8 protein-coding genes and 1 pseudogene are annotated in these 15,958 nt (G+C 64.5%); 4 read left to right on the top strand and 5 right to left on the bottom strand.

What is annotated here, in order from left to right; translation table 11 throughout:
- Positions 1–283 precede the first annotated feature (283 nt).
- Positions 284–3,679 carry an Eco57I restriction-modification methylase domain-containing protein gene (locus BLV04_RS03120; protein ID WP_093028066.1) on the top strand — a complete coding sequence of 1,132 codons (3,396 nt, stop codon included), beginning with the start codon at positions 284–286 and terminating at the stop codon, positions 3,677–3,679.
- A 391-nt stretch (positions 3,680–4,070) separates the two neighbouring features.
- Entirely contained in the window at positions 4,071–5,420 is a 1,350-nt protein-coding gene (gdhA, locus tag BLV04_RS03115) for an NADP-specific glutamate dehydrogenase (RefSeq protein WP_093028064.1), read from the top strand.
- Between the two features lie 175 nt (positions 5,421–5,595).
- Here gdhA and BLV04_RS03110 read toward each other — a convergent pair whose 3' ends face one another.
- The 3 genes from BLV04_RS03110 to BLV04_RS03100 all read right to left on the bottom strand — a co-directional run bounded on the left by BLV04_RS03110 (position 5,596) and on the right by BLV04_RS03100 (position 10,216).
- Entirely contained in the window at positions 5,596–8,214 is a 2,619-nt protein-coding gene (locus BLV04_RS03110; RefSeq protein ID WP_093028420.1) for a PEP/pyruvate-binding domain-containing protein, read from the bottom strand.
- A gap of 70 nt (positions 8,215–8,284) precedes the next feature.
- Positions 8,285–8,944: a thiol:disulfide interchange protein DsbA/DsbL gene (locus BLV04_RS03105; protein WP_093028062.1), complete on the bottom strand. Its 660-nt coding sequence runs from the start codon at positions 8,942–8,944 to the stop codon at positions 8,285–8,287.
- Positions 8,945–9,196: 252 nt separating this feature from the next.
- Positions 9,197–10,216, bottom strand: a complete 1,020-nt coding sequence (locus BLV04_RS03100) for an alpha/beta hydrolase (protein ID WP_093028060.1) — start codon at positions 10,214–10,216, stop codon at positions 9,197–9,199.
- 93 nt (positions 10,217–10,309) lie between these two features.
- On the opposite strand from BLV04_RS03100, the pseudogene BLV04_RS03095 reads away from it, so the two are divergent.
- Together BLV04_RS03095 and BLV04_RS03090 are read left to right on the top strand one after the other, a co-directional pair.
- Positions 10,310–11,191: pseudogene (locus tag BLV04_RS03095) on the top strand (ABC transporter ATP-binding protein).
- A 61-nt stretch (positions 11,192–11,252) separates the two neighbouring features.
- Positions 11,253–12,302 (top strand): ABC transporter permease, encoded by a 1,050-nt coding sequence (locus BLV04_RS03090; RefSeq protein ID WP_093028058.1) that lies wholly within the window; start codon positions 11,253–11,255, stop codon positions 12,300–12,302.
- Positions 12,303–12,331: 29 nt separating this feature from the next.
- Here BLV04_RS03090 and BLV04_RS03085 read toward each other — a convergent pair whose 3' ends face one another.
- Together BLV04_RS03085 and BLV04_RS03080 are read right to left on the bottom strand one after the other, a co-directional pair.
- The gene (locus BLV04_RS03085) at positions 12,332–12,727 is read right to left on the bottom strand and encodes a septal ring lytic transglycosylase RlpA family protein (protein ID WP_093028056.1); all 396 of its coding nucleotides are present in this window, start codon (positions 12,725–12,727) and stop codon (positions 12,332–12,334) included.
- A 390-nt stretch (positions 12,728–13,117) separates the two neighbouring features.
- Positions 13,118–15,760, bottom strand: a complete 2,643-nt coding sequence (locus BLV04_RS03080) for a glycosyltransferase (RefSeq protein WP_093028054.1) — start codon at positions 15,758–15,760, stop codon at positions 13,118–13,120.
- Between the last annotated feature and the right edge of the window lie 198 nt (positions 15,761–15,958).

Genomic DNA, 15,958 nt, shown 5'->3' with positions numbered 1-15,958 from the left:
TCGCCTCCTGTGCACGTGGCGCGGAGCGCCAAGGGATGCGTGACACCGCCGAGCGGTGTCACGAGCTATGGAGCTGACGGCTGAGGTGATCTCGCGGCTCCGCTTATTTTCTTCTCGTGACACCGCCCAGCGGTGTCACGCCTCTACTGGCGCTCCGCGCCACGTGCTCGGCCAATCGACCATGCGTTGCCACGCAAAGAGCGCCGGCCGGCGGGGTTCCGGTGTTCTAATGGCGACCATACCGACCCGCGCCCCGATGCGCTGCCTATAAAGGGACAAAGGCATGCCAGATTTTCTGAAACCCCTGTTTAACCGCCGTATGCTTGCCGACGCACTGCGTGAGCAGCCGCCGTCACCGGACGATGCGCAACGCACGATCGCCTTGAGCTGGGCCGCCGGCGCGGCGAACGGAAGCCTTCTGGGCAAAAAGGAAAAACCCCTGCAAGGCCAATTCCTGAGCGAGGTGATGGACCGGCTGCTGGACTTTCGCCAGCTCGTCGGCTCCGAGGGGATGCACCACATGGAGCCCGAGACCAGCTCCGGGACGGTGAAGGGCTATCGACCGCCGGATGCCCGTCTGGGCTGGTTCGGGTCCGACGTGGACCTCACCCGCGCGGTCCTCGAGCTGAAGGCACCGGGCGCGGATCTGGACGCCAAGCAGGGTGCGGGTTACGGCAAGCTCACGCCGGTGGAGCAGGCGTTCGGTTATGCCGCCAAGGTCGACGGCTGCCGCTGGGTCATCGTCAGCAACTTCATCGAGCTGCGGCTCTATCGCACCGATCGCGGGCAGGGTAACTGCCAGCGTTTTTGGTTAGCCGATTTGGCCGATCCCGAGCGGCTCGACGTTTTCCTCTTCCTGCTCGGTCGCGCGACCCTGCTCGGTGCCGATCCTGCCGTGCCGAGCCCGGTGGAGCGTCTCGCCAGTCACACCCATGTGGCCGAGGAGCGGATCACCAAGGCATTCTATGTCTTCTATCGGGATCTGCGGCTCGATCTCTTCTATCGGCTGCGCGCCGACAACCCGGCGCCTGCGTCTCTGTCGGCCGAGTCACACGCCGTGCGGCTTCTGGAGCAGGCCCAGAAGCTCCTCGACCGTTGTCTCTTCATCTGCTTTTGCGAGGACATCGGCCTGCTGCCGGCCAAGGTGCTCAACAGCGCCCTGACCGTCAAGACCGAGGGCTTCGTCAAGGTCTCGCGCTGGCAACAGCTCTGCGGTCTGTTCGACGCCATGGACAAGGGTCTGCCCGCGATGCAGATCAACGCCTACAACGGCGGTTTATTCGCGAAGGACGCCGCGCTCGATGCCCTGGTGGTGGCCGATGCCGCGCTCGACGGCATCCGTGCGCTTTCGGACTACGATTTCGAGACCGATCTGAACGTCAACATCCTGGGTCACATCTTCGAGCAATCGATCACCGACCTGGAATCCATCCGTGCCGAGATTCGCGGCGAGGCGGACGACCGGCAGCGTTCGCGACGCAAGCGCGACGGTATCTTCTACACCCCGGATCTCATTACCCGCTTCATGGTCGCGCGCACCATCGGTGGCTGGCTGGCCGAGCGTCACGCGCAGATCGAGGCCCGGCATCGCACCGGCAAGCCCGGACCCCTGGCGAACGAGACCCGTCTGAAGATCTGGGTGGATCATCTTGAGATTCTGCGGCGCATCAAGGTGCTGGATCCGGCCTGCGGATCGGGCGCCTTCCTGGTCGCCGCCTTCGAGTATCTGATCGGCGAGTACGAGCGGGTGAACCGCACGATCGCCGAGCTGAGCGGCGCGCCCGGACAGCTCGGCCTGTTCGATCTCGATCGCCAGATCCTGCAGGACAACCTCTTCGGAGTCGATCTCAACCCGGAATCGGTCGAGATCACCAAGCTGAGTCTGTGGCTGAAGACCGCCCGGCGCGACAAGCCGCTCAACAATCTCGATGCCAACATCCGCTGCGGCAACTCGCTCGTCGAGCCGCCCGATGCCCCGGTTGATCCCTTGGCTGATCAGGCGCTTGTCGACGCCTTCGCTGCGCTCCCGGCGGATCGCCGCGCCTTCGATTGGCGCGCCGCCTTCCCGGCGGTTTTCGCGCAGGGCGGTTTCGATGTCGTCATCGGCAATCCGCCTTATGTGCGCCAGGAGGCGCTGGGCCCGCTCAAGCCCTATCTCGCCCGGCGCTATGCCAGCTATCACGGCGTCGCCGATCTCTATGTCTATTTCTACGAGCGCGGGCTGGAGCTGCTCGCGCCGCGCGGCACCCTCAGCTACATCGTGACCAACAAATGGCTGCGCGCCGGTTACGGCGAGCCGCTGCGCCGGCTCTTCAGCGAGCGCGCCGTCCTGGAGGAGATCCTCGATTTCGGCCATGCGCCCATCTTCGAGGACGCCGACACCTTCCCCTGCATCATCGTCGTCCGGCCCGGATCCGCGGCGGCGGACGACGACGGGTCTGGCACCGGGCCGCAGGCCGCGGCGGATCCGGCCGAGCCGCTTATGGTGAGCGTCTGCCCGGTCCCGCGCGACCGCTCCACCGAGCTGTCGCTGGAGCACTATGTCCACGAGCATGCCTATCCGGTGCCTTGGAGCCGGTACGACGCCGGCCCCTGGAGCCTGGAATCGCCCGAGGTCGAGACCTTGATGGGACGGCTGCGCGAGCGCGGCGTGCCGCTGGCCGAGTTTGTCGGCTGCAAGCCCTATCGCGGCGTCTTGACCGGGCTCAACGAGGCGTTCCTGATCGACGAGGCGACCCGCGTGGATTTGATCCGCGCGGATCCCGCCTGCGCCGAGATCATCAAGCCCTATCTGCGCGGGCAGGACATCGGACGCTGGGTGCCGGATTGGCAGGGGCTCTGGATGATCTTCACCCGCCGCGGGATCGACATCGACAGCTATCCGTCGATCCGCGCGCACCTGCAGGGTTTCCGCGAGCGCCTGGAGCCAAGGCCGGCGGACTGGGATGCCAAGGTCAATGGCGACTGGCCGGGGCGTAAGCCGGGACGATATGCGTGGTATGAGATTCAGGACAGCGTGGACTACTGGTCGTTGTTCGAGCAGCCGAAGATTCTCTACCAAGAAATCCAGTTCCACCCTCAATACGCCTTGTCCGCGAAGCCGCTCTTCGGCAACAACAAGGTCTTCTTGCTGCCGACCGCCGACCTGTACTTACTTGCAGTCCTCAACTCGCCACTCCTCTGGTGGCACAACTGGCGCTATCTCCCGCACATGAAGGACGAGGCATTGAACCCCGCCGGTTTCCGCATGGAGTCACTCCCCATCGCCGAGCCCACCCCGGAGATCCGCGCCGAGACCGAGGAGAAGGTCGCCACACTGCTCGCCCGCACCACCGAGGCCCGCAACCAAACCCTCGAGCTGCTCACCTGGCTGCGCCATGAGTTCGCTGTCGAGAAACCGGGTCAACAGCTCGAAGACTTCGCCCGCCTCACCGGCGACGCCTTCGCCGCCGAGGTCCGCAAGCGTCGCCCCAAGGGCGCGCCCCGGTTGACCCCCGCCGCGATCGGCGAGCTGACCGACACCCACGCCAGCTACGCCGGGCCCATGCAGCAGCGCGCCGCTGAGATCCGTGCCCTCGAACACCGCCTCTCCGATCTGGTGAACCAGGCCTACCGACTGAGCGACGACGACATCGCGCTCATCCGGCGCACCGCACCGCCGCGGATGCCGGGCTATTAAAGGACGCTTGCCACCCTCTCGCAAATCGAATCGGGCGCTCACAAGGCCCGTAAGGCAACCAAACCAAGCTCGCTGCAGCGCTCGGGATCACCGTCGACCAGATGACTTAGGCAATGGTCGCGGGCGCGTCTTGCCCGAGGCGACCATCACCCGGCAGGCCGCAACCCTAGCGCCGGCCGCACCGACTCAGGCATGATTGCGGGTCGCCCGGGGTCTGATGCGCCTTGCTCGCAGCCTTTCCTTGGCGTGTTAAACCGGCCAAGCCGGTCTTCACAGACGCTTGATTTCTGAGCCGCACGATAAGGGCGTCTTCGATCTCGGCGTCCCCATAACTGATGTGAACCGCCTGCCGGTCGATCGGCCTGCTGGAGCGGTTCAGGAGAAATTCACCATGGTTGCAGGCCTCGACGAGAAGCTGGAGCCGATTTTTCAGGACGTGTTGCGCCGCAATCCGGGCGAGACCGAGTTCCACCAGGCGGTGCGCGAGGTCCTCGAGACCCTCGGCCCGGTGCTGGTCAAATATCCCGAGCTGGCCGAGCAGAAGATCATTCAGCGCATCTGCGAGCCGGAGCGTCAGATCATCTTCCGCGTGCCCTGGCAGGACGACCGCGGCCAGATCCAGATCAACCGCGCCTTTCGAGTCGAGTTCAACAGCGCGCTCGGTCCCTACAAGGGCGGGATGCGGTTCCACCCCTCCGTGTATCTGGGGATCATCAAGTTCCTCGGCTTCGAGCAGATCTTCAAGAACGCGCTCACCGGTCTGCCGATCGGCGGCGGCAAGGGCGGCAGCGACTTCGACCCCAAGGGCAAGTCGGACGCCGAGATCATGCGTTTTTGCCAGAGCCTCATGACGGAGCTCTACCGCCACATCGGCGAGCACACCGATGTGCCGGCGGGCGACATCGGTGTCGGCGGACGCGAGATCGGCTATCTCTTCGGCCAGTACAAGCGCATCACCAACCGCTACGAGTCCGGCGTCTTGACCGGCAAGGGCCTGAACTGGGGCGGTAGTCGCGCGCGCACGGAGGCGACGGGCTACGGGGCCATCTTCTTCCTCGAGGAGATGCTCAAGGTCCGCGGCGATTCGATCGAGGGCAAGACCTGTGTGGTTTCGGGCTCGGGCAACGTCGCCATCTACGCGATCGAAAAGGCGCAGGCGCTCGGTGCTCGCGTCATCGCCTGCTCCGATTCCAACGGCGTCGTGGTTGACCAGGACGGGATCGATCTGGCCCTGCTCAAGCAGATCAAGGAGGTCGAACGTCGTCGTCTCAGCGCTTATGTCCAGGAGAGGACCGGCGCGACCTACCTCGAGAACGGTTGCATCTGGACGGTTCCCTGTCAGATCGCGCTGCCCTGTGCGACCCAGAACGAGCTGACCGCAAAGGATGCCCAGAGCCTGGTCAGAAACGGCTGTATCGCGGTCGCCGAAGGCGCCAACATGCCGACCACACCCGAGGGGATCCACGTCCTCATGGACGCAGGCATTGCATTCGGACCCGGCAAGGCGGCCAACGCCGGCGGCGTGGCCACCAGCGCCTTGGAGATGCAGCAGAACGCCAGCCGCGACTCCTGGAGCTTCGAGTACACCGAGCAGCGTTTGAAAGAGATCATGGTGAACATCCATCGCAACTGCTACGAGACCAGCGAGGAGTTCGACTCGAAGGGGAACTATGTGGTGGGCGCCAACATCGCCGGCTTCCTGAAGGTCGGCCACGCGATGGCGGCGTTGGGGTTGGTCTGATCAAAGCGTTGGGCCGCCCCTTCGGGGCTTAAGTTGGATGGGGATCGTTTTCCCGGGGCGTTGCCCCGGGCTCGCGTGGTGAGCCCCGTTGGGGCAGTAGAAAACACCGGTTTCGATTCATAGCCATGGCGGTCGCCATGATCAAGAGGCAAGGCTGTGCCGACGTGTGCGCTCCTCAGCCCGCCGCCTGATAACACACCAACCGCTGACACAAGACATCCGCGACGACGCGCAGACCGGTGTCGCGTACATCGAGCCAGGTGAGGGCTGCCGCGACGGCGTCGTCCGGCGGGTCTTCCAGATCGAGCAGGAGTCGAGTGGATGCCGGCAGGGCGCTCAGCCAGGCGGGGTTGTAGCTGGCCTCGCCGCGATGCGGGAAGAGGGCGACATAGGCGATTCGGGACTCGACGAGATCCTGGAAGAAGTGCGAGCCGAAGGAGAGGTCCGGCACCATGCCGTCGCCGAGCTCGGCGACCTCGGCGATGACGGCGACTCGACTGATGTCCGAGAAGCGGATCGGCACGCCGAGCTCGGGTGAGCTGGTGCCCCAGCGGCCGGGTCCGATCAGCAGGGTGGGGCAGTCGTCGCGATCGGCGATGCGGCGATTGAGCTGTCCGACCAAGCGGGCGACGGTGAACTTCTGCACGGTCGTCAGGGCGCTGTAGCGTGGGCCGTCGACATGGATGATGCGGGCGATCGGCTGGTCGATGTTGCCGCCCATGAAGTGTCCGTCGGTCGCGAAGAACAGTCGCGGGATCGGCACCTCTTCCGGCAGCTCGACGCGTTGGTTGATTCCGAGGGTTTGCAGCGGGCGGCACTGGACGAGACTGAAGTAGGGTGTGCCGTCGTCGGTTAGATGCAGGGTGAATTCGATGTCGACCGGGTAGGCGTAGGCGGCCTCCAGGGTCTGGAGCAGACGCTGGATGAGGTCGACGAACGGGGTCTCGCGCAGAAGCGGCGTGAATGTAATACGCCAGACCGGATCGCCGCCGGTGCGCTCGCGCGAGCGCTGAGTGGCCTCGCGGTCGAGCTCGGCGCACCAGCGCAACGGCAGCTCCGGGTCGCTCGTCAGGTGTCTCACGGCGAGCGTGCGCAGGCGGTTGTCCGAGATATCGAGCACGTCGATCTCGTGCTGGGAGAAGCGCACGGCGTCGTCGCGATCGCGGAAGGGGCGTTTGTGGGGCTGATCCAGGGCCACCACGCAGGCGTGGTCGCCCTCGATGCGGTCGACCGCACGGGTTCCCAGACCCATGACCAAGCGGACCATGCCGGCGGTCGGATCCATGGACTCTTCCCAGACGAAGGTGTTGCGCGACACGCCCACGCCGGCGGCGTCCGGGAAGTACCAGCGCCCGTGATAGCGCCCGCAGACGCGTTGCAGCAGAAGCGCCATCGGCTCTTCGAGGTCGGCCAGTCCGCGTTGGCGCCGGTAGGTGAGGGCGTCTTCGCTCATGGTGCTGGCGAAGACGCGGCAGATCGCCTCTTCGAGCTGGGCGAGCCGTTGCTCGGGCGAGCCTTGGTTGACGAGGAAGAGGCTTTCGTATTTGCCGGCAAAGGCGTTGCCGAAGCCGTCTTCGAGCAGGCTGCTCGAGCGCACCAGGATCGGATACTGCCCGAAATAGTCGAGCATCCGTTCGAGCTCCGAGCGGACCTCTTCCGGAAGCTCTCCGCGCAGCATGTCCTCGCGTAGTGATTGGGCCTCGCTGAAATACCCCGCCTCGGTGCGCTGGCGCATGATCCTGGGCCACCAGCCGTTGTGCACCAGATAGGAGTAATAGACGTCGGAGCCGAGAAAGAAGGAGTCGTGCGGCTCCAGATGACGTTCCCAGCGCTCGGGGTCGTCCTGCAACAGGATGCGGCGTGCGAGCAGCATCCCGACCGCTTTGCCGCCGATGTAGCCGCTGCCGATCATGCGTGCGCGGATCTCGATGAGATCCTGCAGGCCGAGATAGCGGCGGGCGAGTGCGATGATGCGCTCGTCGCGGCTGATCAGGATCGGATAGAGCTGCTCGAGCACCGCGCGGCGTCGCTCGCCGTCGGCGTCTTGGTTCAGCACCTCGGCAGCATCGAGAAAGAGCCGATCCCAATAGTCGAGCTGTCGCTGCGTGGTCTCGCCCTTGCGGCGTTCGAGGTCCGCGTGGAGTCGAGTCGCGTCGCTGCTGTCGATTACGGGGCGAAATGCCTCGCCCTCGTGGATATGCGGCAGGAACATGGTCGGTGATTGTCGCTGCCAGACCTTGACCGGTTGCACGTAGCAGCCGCTTTCGGCCCGTCTGACATCGATCAGGACCTGCGTGGTCTCGCGGATGCGCGCCATGGTGGTGTAGCAGTGACTACGCGAGAGCAGACCGAAATAGGCGACCGTGTCGAGCCGATAAAGATAAGGGCAGATGACCTGGAAGAGATTGCCGACCATCAGGTCGGTGGCCCAGGCCGAGAGCAGATCGGAGAGACAGTCGAAGACGTAGAAGGCGCCGCGTCCGTAGTCCGTGATCAGGCGGTGGACGTGGCAGGTGAATGCCTCGAAGCCGCGCAGGGCGTCGATCGAGACGATCTTGATGCCCGGCCCGGGCGCGACCAGGGGCGGATGGCGGCCGAAACGCAGATAGATGATGGAGCGCTCGCCCGCGACGGCTTGGGCGACGAAGGGCTCGACGAAGCCCCGGTAGTCCGCGATGTCGTCGATACGCCAGACGACGTTGTCGCCGATGCGCAGTCCGTCGAGAACGCGATCCAGTCCGGCGAGCCCGGTCGAGACGCGCTCGGCGTCGGCGGCTTCGAGCGGATCCTGCATCGGCGCAAGCTCGGTCACCGGGACGCCGGGTCGGCCTCGCGACCCTGTGCGGACGAGCTCTCGCGCTCGGTCAACTCGCGGCCTTCTGCTCGCGCGCCATCAGGATCAGCTTATCGGCGATCGCGAGCATATCGGGGAAACCTTTGGCTTCCTGACCGACGACGACATAGCGACCGCCGACCGCGATCATGGGGACCGCATCGACGCGATAACGCTCGACCAGGGTGTCGCCCCGCTTGATCTGAGTCTCGACCGCAAACGAGTTGAACAAAGGCTCGAAGGTTGCCACATCCACGCCCTTGCTTGCGACCCATGCAAAGACGTCCTTCTCGGTGAAGAGCTTGGTCCGGTCGTTATGCAGCGCCTCGAAGACCTCCTGGTTGAGTCGATCCAGGTCGCCGCTGTACTCCAGCGCATAGAAGAGTCGTGCGAGATTGGCCCAGGCGGCCCGACCGAAGGTCACCGGGACCTGGCGGAAGGTGACGTCCTCCGGCAGCTTGGAGGCCCAGGGCTTGATGACCGGGTTGAGGTCCATGCAGTGCGGGCAGCCGTAGGAGAAGAATTCCAGGACTTCGATCTTGTCGGGTGCCGCGCTCGGCTGCGGCGGCGATACGGCGCGCCAGTCGCGGCCCTCGACCAGGTCGGCGGCAAGGACGGGGCGTAGCGGGAGCATCGCGACGCCGAGAGCGCCGATCATGGTTTGGGAAAAGCGACGACGTGTGAAGGCCATGCTGGATCTCCGGTCGGGATGAGTGAGGTGGTGATTCGATCTTATCGGTCTGGATTCAGCCGGTGATGATATGTCCCCGGCACGGCTTGTGTCAGTACCGCCCGCCTGTCTGCCGTAGGTTGTGCCGAGCCGAGCGAGGCACAACTTCCCTGCGGGCGGCGGCGTTTCCGATCGACGGCTCGACGCATCTGTGGTTGCTTGCGAGGCTCGGGCCGCTGCTGGCGGTGTTTCGCTTCCTATCGTCAGCGCAACCTACGGCGCATTGCCGCAAAATGCGCTCGCCCGCGGACCATGCGGCGATGTTTCTTCACCCGACGGCAGCGGGGTATCCGGATCCTCGAGCCAGGCGGCGATGTCGGCGCGTACGCGTGCACCTTGGCGGTCGCGCGGGAGCATATGCCAGCCGTGCTCGTAGAGAACGAATGTCAGACCGGGATCAGTGCCGGGTAGTTTCGCCAGAAATCGGCAAAAGGCATTCTTGGGGATGATCTCGTCCTGCTCGCCGTAGAGCAGCAGGGCAGGGGTCTGCAGGCGGCCGGCCGAGGCTTGCGCCCGGTCCATCAGGTCGGTGATGCCCCAGAGTGCATCGACGCGAGTCGCCTTGATGACAAGCGGGTCCGCACCCATCGCCTGCAACATCTCGATATGGTCCGACGGACTGAGACGGATCCCCTCGCCGGTCAGCTTCAGCCAGGGCAGGGTGCGCACGGCGCCTTCCAGGGCGAGGCGTTGATACCAGGGCATGGTGTCGCGCGACCAGACCGCGGGCGCGATCAGGATAAGGCCGTCGATCGGCAGCGGCGCCTGCGCCATCGCGGTCAGGACGACGGCGCCGCCCATACTCTCGCCGGCGATATAGAGCCGGGCATCGGGATGGCGCGCACGCAGCAGATCGATCAGGTTGCGCAGATCCGCGGCGAGACGGTTGCTGCCGTGCCAGCGACCGGGCAAGGCGGCAGCGCCGAAACCGCGCTGATCGACCGCGTAGGTGGTGATGCCCGCGTCGGCAAGCTCGCGGCCCAAGGGGGCGAAGGCGTTCGCGTAGTCGTTGAAGCCGTGCAGCCCGAGCACAATCTTTCGGGGCCGCTCGGCGCCGGTCCAGACGCGTAGGGGCAAACGATAGCCGTCGTCCATCCGCGCGTGATCGGCACCGATGTCGGGCGACCTTGTGTGCGTGTCGGGAGATTCGACGATGTTCGGGGAGGCGCAGGAAGTGAGCATGAGAACAAAGGTCAGGGCGGCAAGGCCATTGGTCCAGAGCGAGCCGGCCATGGCTTTCGGCAGTATATTCGGCCTGGCCGAGTATAGGGTCCCGCCCGGGCTCGGCCCGCCGTGTCCTTTACGAAGCGCGTATACTCCGCACCTGTGAACAGTCTGCTCGAAGCCCATGATTTGGTCCGGATCTATCCTGGCGTGCGCGCCGTGGATGGTATCGGTTTTCGTGTCGACGCCGGTCAGTGTTTCGGTCTCTTGGGGCCGAACGGGGCAGGGAAGACGACGACCTTGTAGATGCTGGAGGGCATCCAAACTCCGACCTCGGGCACCGTACTCTATCGTGGCCGGCCGCTCGATCGCGCCTACCGCGAATCTGTCGGCATTCAGTTTCAGGCGACCGCGCTGCAGGACTTTCAGACGGTACGCGAGTCGCTGGCCATGTTCGCGAGCCTCTATCGGCGCACCGCGGACCGCGACGAGCTGATCCGGCTCTGTAATCTCGCGGAGATCCTGGATCGAGACACCCGCAAGCTCTCGGGCGGTCAGCGTCAGCGGCTGCTCTTGGCGATCGCCTTGGTCAACGACCCGGACCTGGTGTTCCTCGACGAGCCGACGACCGGTCTGGATCCGCAGTCCAGACGCAACTTCTGGGGCCTGATCGAGACCGTGCGTCGGCGCGGCAAAACAATCGTCCTGACCACTCATTATATGGAAGAGGCCGAGCAGCTCTGCGATCGGATCGCGATCGTCGACCACGGACGGATCATCGCCGAGGGTCAGCCTGCGCGTCTGGTTCGCGATCACTTCCCCGCGACCGTGATCCGACTGCCGGAGACGGCATGGCCGAGCGGCGTCGCGCTCCCGGCGGGTGCGGATCGGCGCGACGGTCGGATCGAGATCTATGCCGACGAGGTCCCGCCGATGCTGGCCGAGATCGAGCGCGTCGGGGCTGATCTGACGGATCTGCGGGTGGCGACGCCGAATCTGGAAGACCTCTTTCTGAAACTAACTGGACATGATCTGCGGTCTTGAGCCAGTTCGGCTCGGCCTTGCTCGATTCTCCGGATCGTCCTACAAATTACCGGAACATCTCATGTGGCGCCGTATCCTGACCATCCTCGTTGCGCGTAACCGCGAGTTCTATCGCGATCGGGCGGGGCTGTCATGGAACATCCTGATGCCGATCATGATGGTTCTGGCCTTTGCGTTCATCTTCACCGACACGTCACGAGACGTCTTCAAGGTCGGCGTGATCACGGAGGGCGCCGAATCACCGGTCGCGGCCTTCCCCTTCCTGCAGACCCGCCATATCCAATTCATCCCGGTGACGGATACGGCGGCGGCGATCGGGAAGGTGGAGCGCCATCAGCTGGATCTTCTCGTGGATCCGAGCGAGACATCGCGCTATTGGGTGAATTCCGAGTCGGCCAACGGCTATCTCGTCGAGCGTCTCTTGCTCGGCGCGCGTGGTCTCGACGATCAAGCAGGCGATCATGGCGAATCCGCGGGGGCGATCCCGCAGCGGGTGACCGTGAGCGGCGCCGCCTTGCGCTATGTCGACTGGGTGCTGCCCGGCGTGCTGGCGATGAACATCATGTTCTCCAGTCTCTGGGGTGTCGGCTGGGTGATCGTGCGCTACCGCAAGAACGGCGTGCTGCGTCGCTTGAAGGCAACGCCGCTGAGTCCGTGGGAGTTTCTCACTGCGCAGGTGTTCTCGCGTTTGCTGGTCGTCCTCGGGGCGAGCCTGGTGGTCTATACCGGGGCCAGTCTCTTGCTGGACTTCCCGATGCGCGGCTCCTACCTTGCGCTGCTGCTGGTCTATGTGGCCGGTGCGCTGTGTCTGATCAGCCTCGGACTGATCGTCTCCTCACGCCTGCGCACGGAGGAGGTCGCGGACGGTTTGCTCAACCTCATCTCCTGGCCGATGCTGCTGCTCTCGGGTGTGTGGTTCTCGATGGAAGGGGCCAGCGGCGCGGCCCAAATTCTATCCCGGTTCCTGCCGCTGACCCATATCGTCGAGGGTGCGCGGGCCGTCATGATCGACGGCGCGGGTGTGGTTCAGGTCCTTCCGCAGATCGGCCTCCTGGCCGGTCTCGCACTCCTCTTCCTGACCCTGGCGGCCTGGATGTTTCGTTGGGAGTGATGGGAGTAGGGCGGATGGATAGGGTCGAATCAGGAGCCGCTTGCCTTCGGGACGCTCAACACCTCGACCTCGACCCTCGCCAGACCCTTCTTGATCATCCCCAGCTCGCGTGCGGCGCTGCGGGAGAGATCGATGATCCGGCCTTTCACGAAGGGGCCGCGGTCGTTGACTTTGACGACGATGCTTTTGCCGGTCCTGGTGTCCGTCACGCGGACCTTGCTGCCGAGGGGGAGAGACTTGTGTGCTGCGCTGGGGATGTTCTTGTTGTAGATCGCCCCGCTTGCGGTCTTCCGACCATGGAGGCTGTCGTGGTAGTAGGAAGCGATGCCCTTCTGAGCATGCCCCGGTTTGACGCGTGCCTCGGCATTCGGGCCCGAGACGAGAAGAAACACCCCGAGCGAGGCGAAGATCAGCGTTTTGTTCATAAGCAGGACCGTTTCTGCAATCGGCGAGCCGGCGCCGCGGACGGCGCATTGGATGCCGGTCAGTTGATAACCTGGTGGGCAGTATAAGGGAAATCACGTATAGGGTAAACCCTATATCGGGAAAACCCGGATCTCTGTCCGATCACGGTCTGTAAACGGTCGGGGAAGTCGATGGTGTGGCGGACGCGGCGGGCCCCCGGCGCACGACATTCACGCGCAGCGAGCGATCGGTCTGTCGTTTCCGGTCAGGACGCGGAACCTGCGAAACGCGCTCAGCTCAACGGCTGAAGGCTGAAGGCTGAAGGCTGAAGGCTGAAGGCTGAAGGCTGAAGGCTGAAGGCAGGAGCTTACCGATCAAAACCGCCAAGCCCCACGCCGCATCAGCCCACCCTAATGGCCCTGCTCGACACGCGCTGTCGATCCTGCACCCGTCATTTCCGGCATCGGCCCGACCAAGCTCGCCGGCAAGGTCTTGGCCGCGCTGATCAACGACACCACGACTGCGGCCAGATACGGGATGGACTGGACGATCAGGACGGCGACCCAGACCCGGACATCCAGCATGAAGGCGTCGTCGCGAAGCATGATCAGGCCGGCCGCCAGCCAGAAGGCGATGGCGAAGAGGCCCTCCTCGCGGGCATCGGCCAGGGCGCGGATAAAGGCCGGGGCCTGCGCGAGCTTCGGGGTTCTGAAGAAGCCGAGACCTCCCGAGACGAAGCCGCCGAACATGGCGCGGGCGATCGTGTGCGAGAGGGCCAGCCCGGCCAGGCCGGCGGCGAAGCTCTGACGTAGGGTCGCGGTCACCCGACGCCGATAGAGCAGGAAACTCTTCGACATCTTGAAGCCGAACAAGACCAAGGGCACCAAGGCGACGGTGATGTAGGGCGGTGTCACCTGGAGCGGAAACATCACCATGGCCACGGACCAGGCGAGTGCCGCGAAGTTGAACAGGAGGTTGAAGCCGTCCGCGAACCAAGGCAGCCAGCCGGCGACGAAGTGATAGCGTTGGCCCGCCGAGAGGGTGGTCTTGCGGATCCCCAGGAGCTGATGGCGGTGGTGCTTGAGGGTGCGCACCGCTCCGTAGGCCCAGCGATACCGCTGTTTCTTGAAGTCGGCGAAGGTGTCCGGCATCAGGCCGCGCCCGTAGGTGCAGGGGATGTAGAGCGCCTTGTGGCCCTCTTCGAACACACGCAGCCCGAGCTCGGCGTCCTCCGTAATACACCACTCCGCCCAGCCGCCGACGGCGTCGAGCGTCGGGCGGCGGATCATGGTCATGGTGCCGTGCTGGATGATGGCGTTGCGCTCGTTGCGGGTGACCATGCCGATGTGGAAGAAGCCGCGATACTCGGCCATGCACATCGCCTTGAAGGCGTTCTGGTCGGCGTCGCGGTAGTCCTGCGGGGCCTGCACGATGGCGACCTCGGGGTCTTGAAAGGCGGGCACCAGATGCCTTAACCAGAGCGGCTGCACGATATAGTCCGCGTCGATGACGGCGATGACTTCGGCGCGTGGATCGGTCTCCCGCAGCGCATAGTTGAGTGCGCCGGCCTTGTAGCCCGCGAGCGGATCCACGTGAAAGAACCGGAAGCGCTCGCCGACGGCTTCATTCAGATGTCGGCAATGCGCCTCGACCGGCTGCCAGACGGCGGGATCCTTGGTGTTGTTGTCGATGACCAGGACCTCGTATCCCGGATAGTCCAACGCCGCCAAGGCGTCCAACGTCTCGATTAAGAGCTCGGGCGGCTCGTTGTAGGCGGGCACGTGGATGGAGACGACCGGCAGCTCCTCGTCCGGCACCGCGCGCAAGGGGAACGGACGTCGCCACCGCCGCAGCCACAGCGCCTCGGCCCATTCGTGCGTCTCCGCCATGATCAAGACGATGACGCCGACCCCGCCGACCAGAAGCAGGATGCCGACGATGGCCGTGGCCGGCGTCATGTAAAGCCGCGTGTAGTCGTAGACGATCCACACCGCCGCGGTCGAGATCCCGTACATCACGAGCGCGAGAAAACCTTTGCCCTTGCTGGATAGGCTCGAGCTGTCTCGATAGAGAAACACCAGGAGCAGGATAGCCATGACCACGGAGAGACCGGCAAGCTCTTGCCAGTGCGGGATGCGCACGACCGGCTGGGTGAAGACGAACTTGGGCTCGCGGTCGGTGTTGTAGACCCCCCAGTAGGCGCCTGTCGCACCTTCGATCCTGGTCTTCCAGGTCTGGTCGAATGCCTCCATAACGTAGTAGACATAGCCTGCCTGCTCGGCGTGCGCAAGGAAGCGGCGCAGGAACCGCGTCTGATTCGTCAGCGACGCCTCGGCACCCCGATTTCGCCGGCCATTGCTCGGCCAGCCGACCTCTCCGATGATGACCTCTTTGTTCGGAAATGCGGCTTTGACCTCGTCGTAGCGGCTGACCGCATAGGCCACGGCCTGTTCGACGGGGACACCTTCCCAATAGGGCAGCAGGTGAACGGTGATGAAGTCCACATGATCCGCAAGCTCCGGATATTTCAGCCAGACATGCCAAGGTTCGGCTGTGCTGACCGGTAGCCAGGTCATCTTGCGAACTCGGTCCAGGTATTGGGTCAGTTCGGAGACCGAAACGTCCTCGCGCAGGATCGCCTCGTTGCCGACCATGACGCGCACCAGATTCCGATAGCCTTTACTCAGGATTTCGCCGAGCCGTGCGAGCTCGATCTCGTTGGCGTCCGGATCGGCTCCGATCCAAGCGCCGAGCGTGACATTCAGGCCGCGCGCAGCGGCAAGACGCGGGATCGCCGCGAGCGTGCTTTCGACCGTGTAGGTCCGCACGGCATGGACGGTTCCCTGCAGAAGGGCCAGGTCCTCGTCGATCTCCTCGATGGTCGGGAAGTTCTTGAATGCCGGATCGTTGTGCGCACGCATCGGTGCGAATGAGAAGCCTTGGATGCGATTGGGCCAAGGTGGCTCGTCCGCCGGCCGGTTGAGCAGGGCCCACGCCGCAACCGTCAACAGGGCGATCAGAACCGGGATGAGGATGTTGCTTGAATATCTCACGGGCGCTCGGACGGCATGGCTGGATCACGCGCCTCCGAGCAGAGGTTGCAAGGGGCGGCGAACGGAGGGATTGGGGGCGGCACGACCTGATTCCTTGGAAGACAAGCTGTTCGATTCCGAACCGGGGGCCGGACATCATGCAAAAGCGCGCATCGCAAATGTCACGACTGCGCTTTACAACATCGGGATGATAACGCG

The organism is Thiocapsa roseopersicina (assembly GCF_900106925.1).
Lineage (GTDB): Bacteria > Pseudomonadota > Gammaproteobacteria > Chromatiales > Chromatiaceae > Thiocapsa > Thiocapsa roseopersicina.
Note: the sequence above shows the minus strand (reverse complement) of the source record. Positions and strands in the feature narration are given on the sequence as shown.

Coding starts and splice junctions, on each gene's coding strand:
- BLV04_RS03110 (WP_093028420.1), bottom strand. CDS start 8,214: ATGCAGGATCCGCTCGAAGCCGCCGACGCCGAGCGCGTCTCGACCGGG.
- BLV04_RS03120 (WP_093028066.1), top strand. CDS start 284: ATGCCAGATTTTCTGAAACCCCTGTTTAACCGCCGTATGCTTGCCGAC.
- BLV04_RS03100 (WP_093028060.1), bottom strand. CDS start 10,216: ATGGCCGGCTCGCTCTGGACCAATGGCCTTGCCGCCCTGACCTTTGTT.
- BLV04_RS03090 (WP_093028058.1), top strand. CDS start 11,253: ATGTGGCGCCGTATCCTGACCATCCTCGTTGCGCGTAACCGCGAGTTC.
- BLV04_RS03105 (WP_093028062.1), bottom strand. CDS start 8,944: ATGGCCTTCACACGTCGTCGCTTTTCCCAAACCATGATCGGCGCTCTC.
- BLV04_RS03085 (WP_093028056.1), bottom strand. CDS start 12,727: ATGAACAAAACGCTGATCTTCGCCTCGCTCGGGGTGTTTCTTCTCGTC.
- gdhA (WP_093028064.1), top strand. CDS start 4,071: ATGGTTGCAGGCCTCGACGAGAAGCTGGAGCCGATTTTTCAGGACGTG.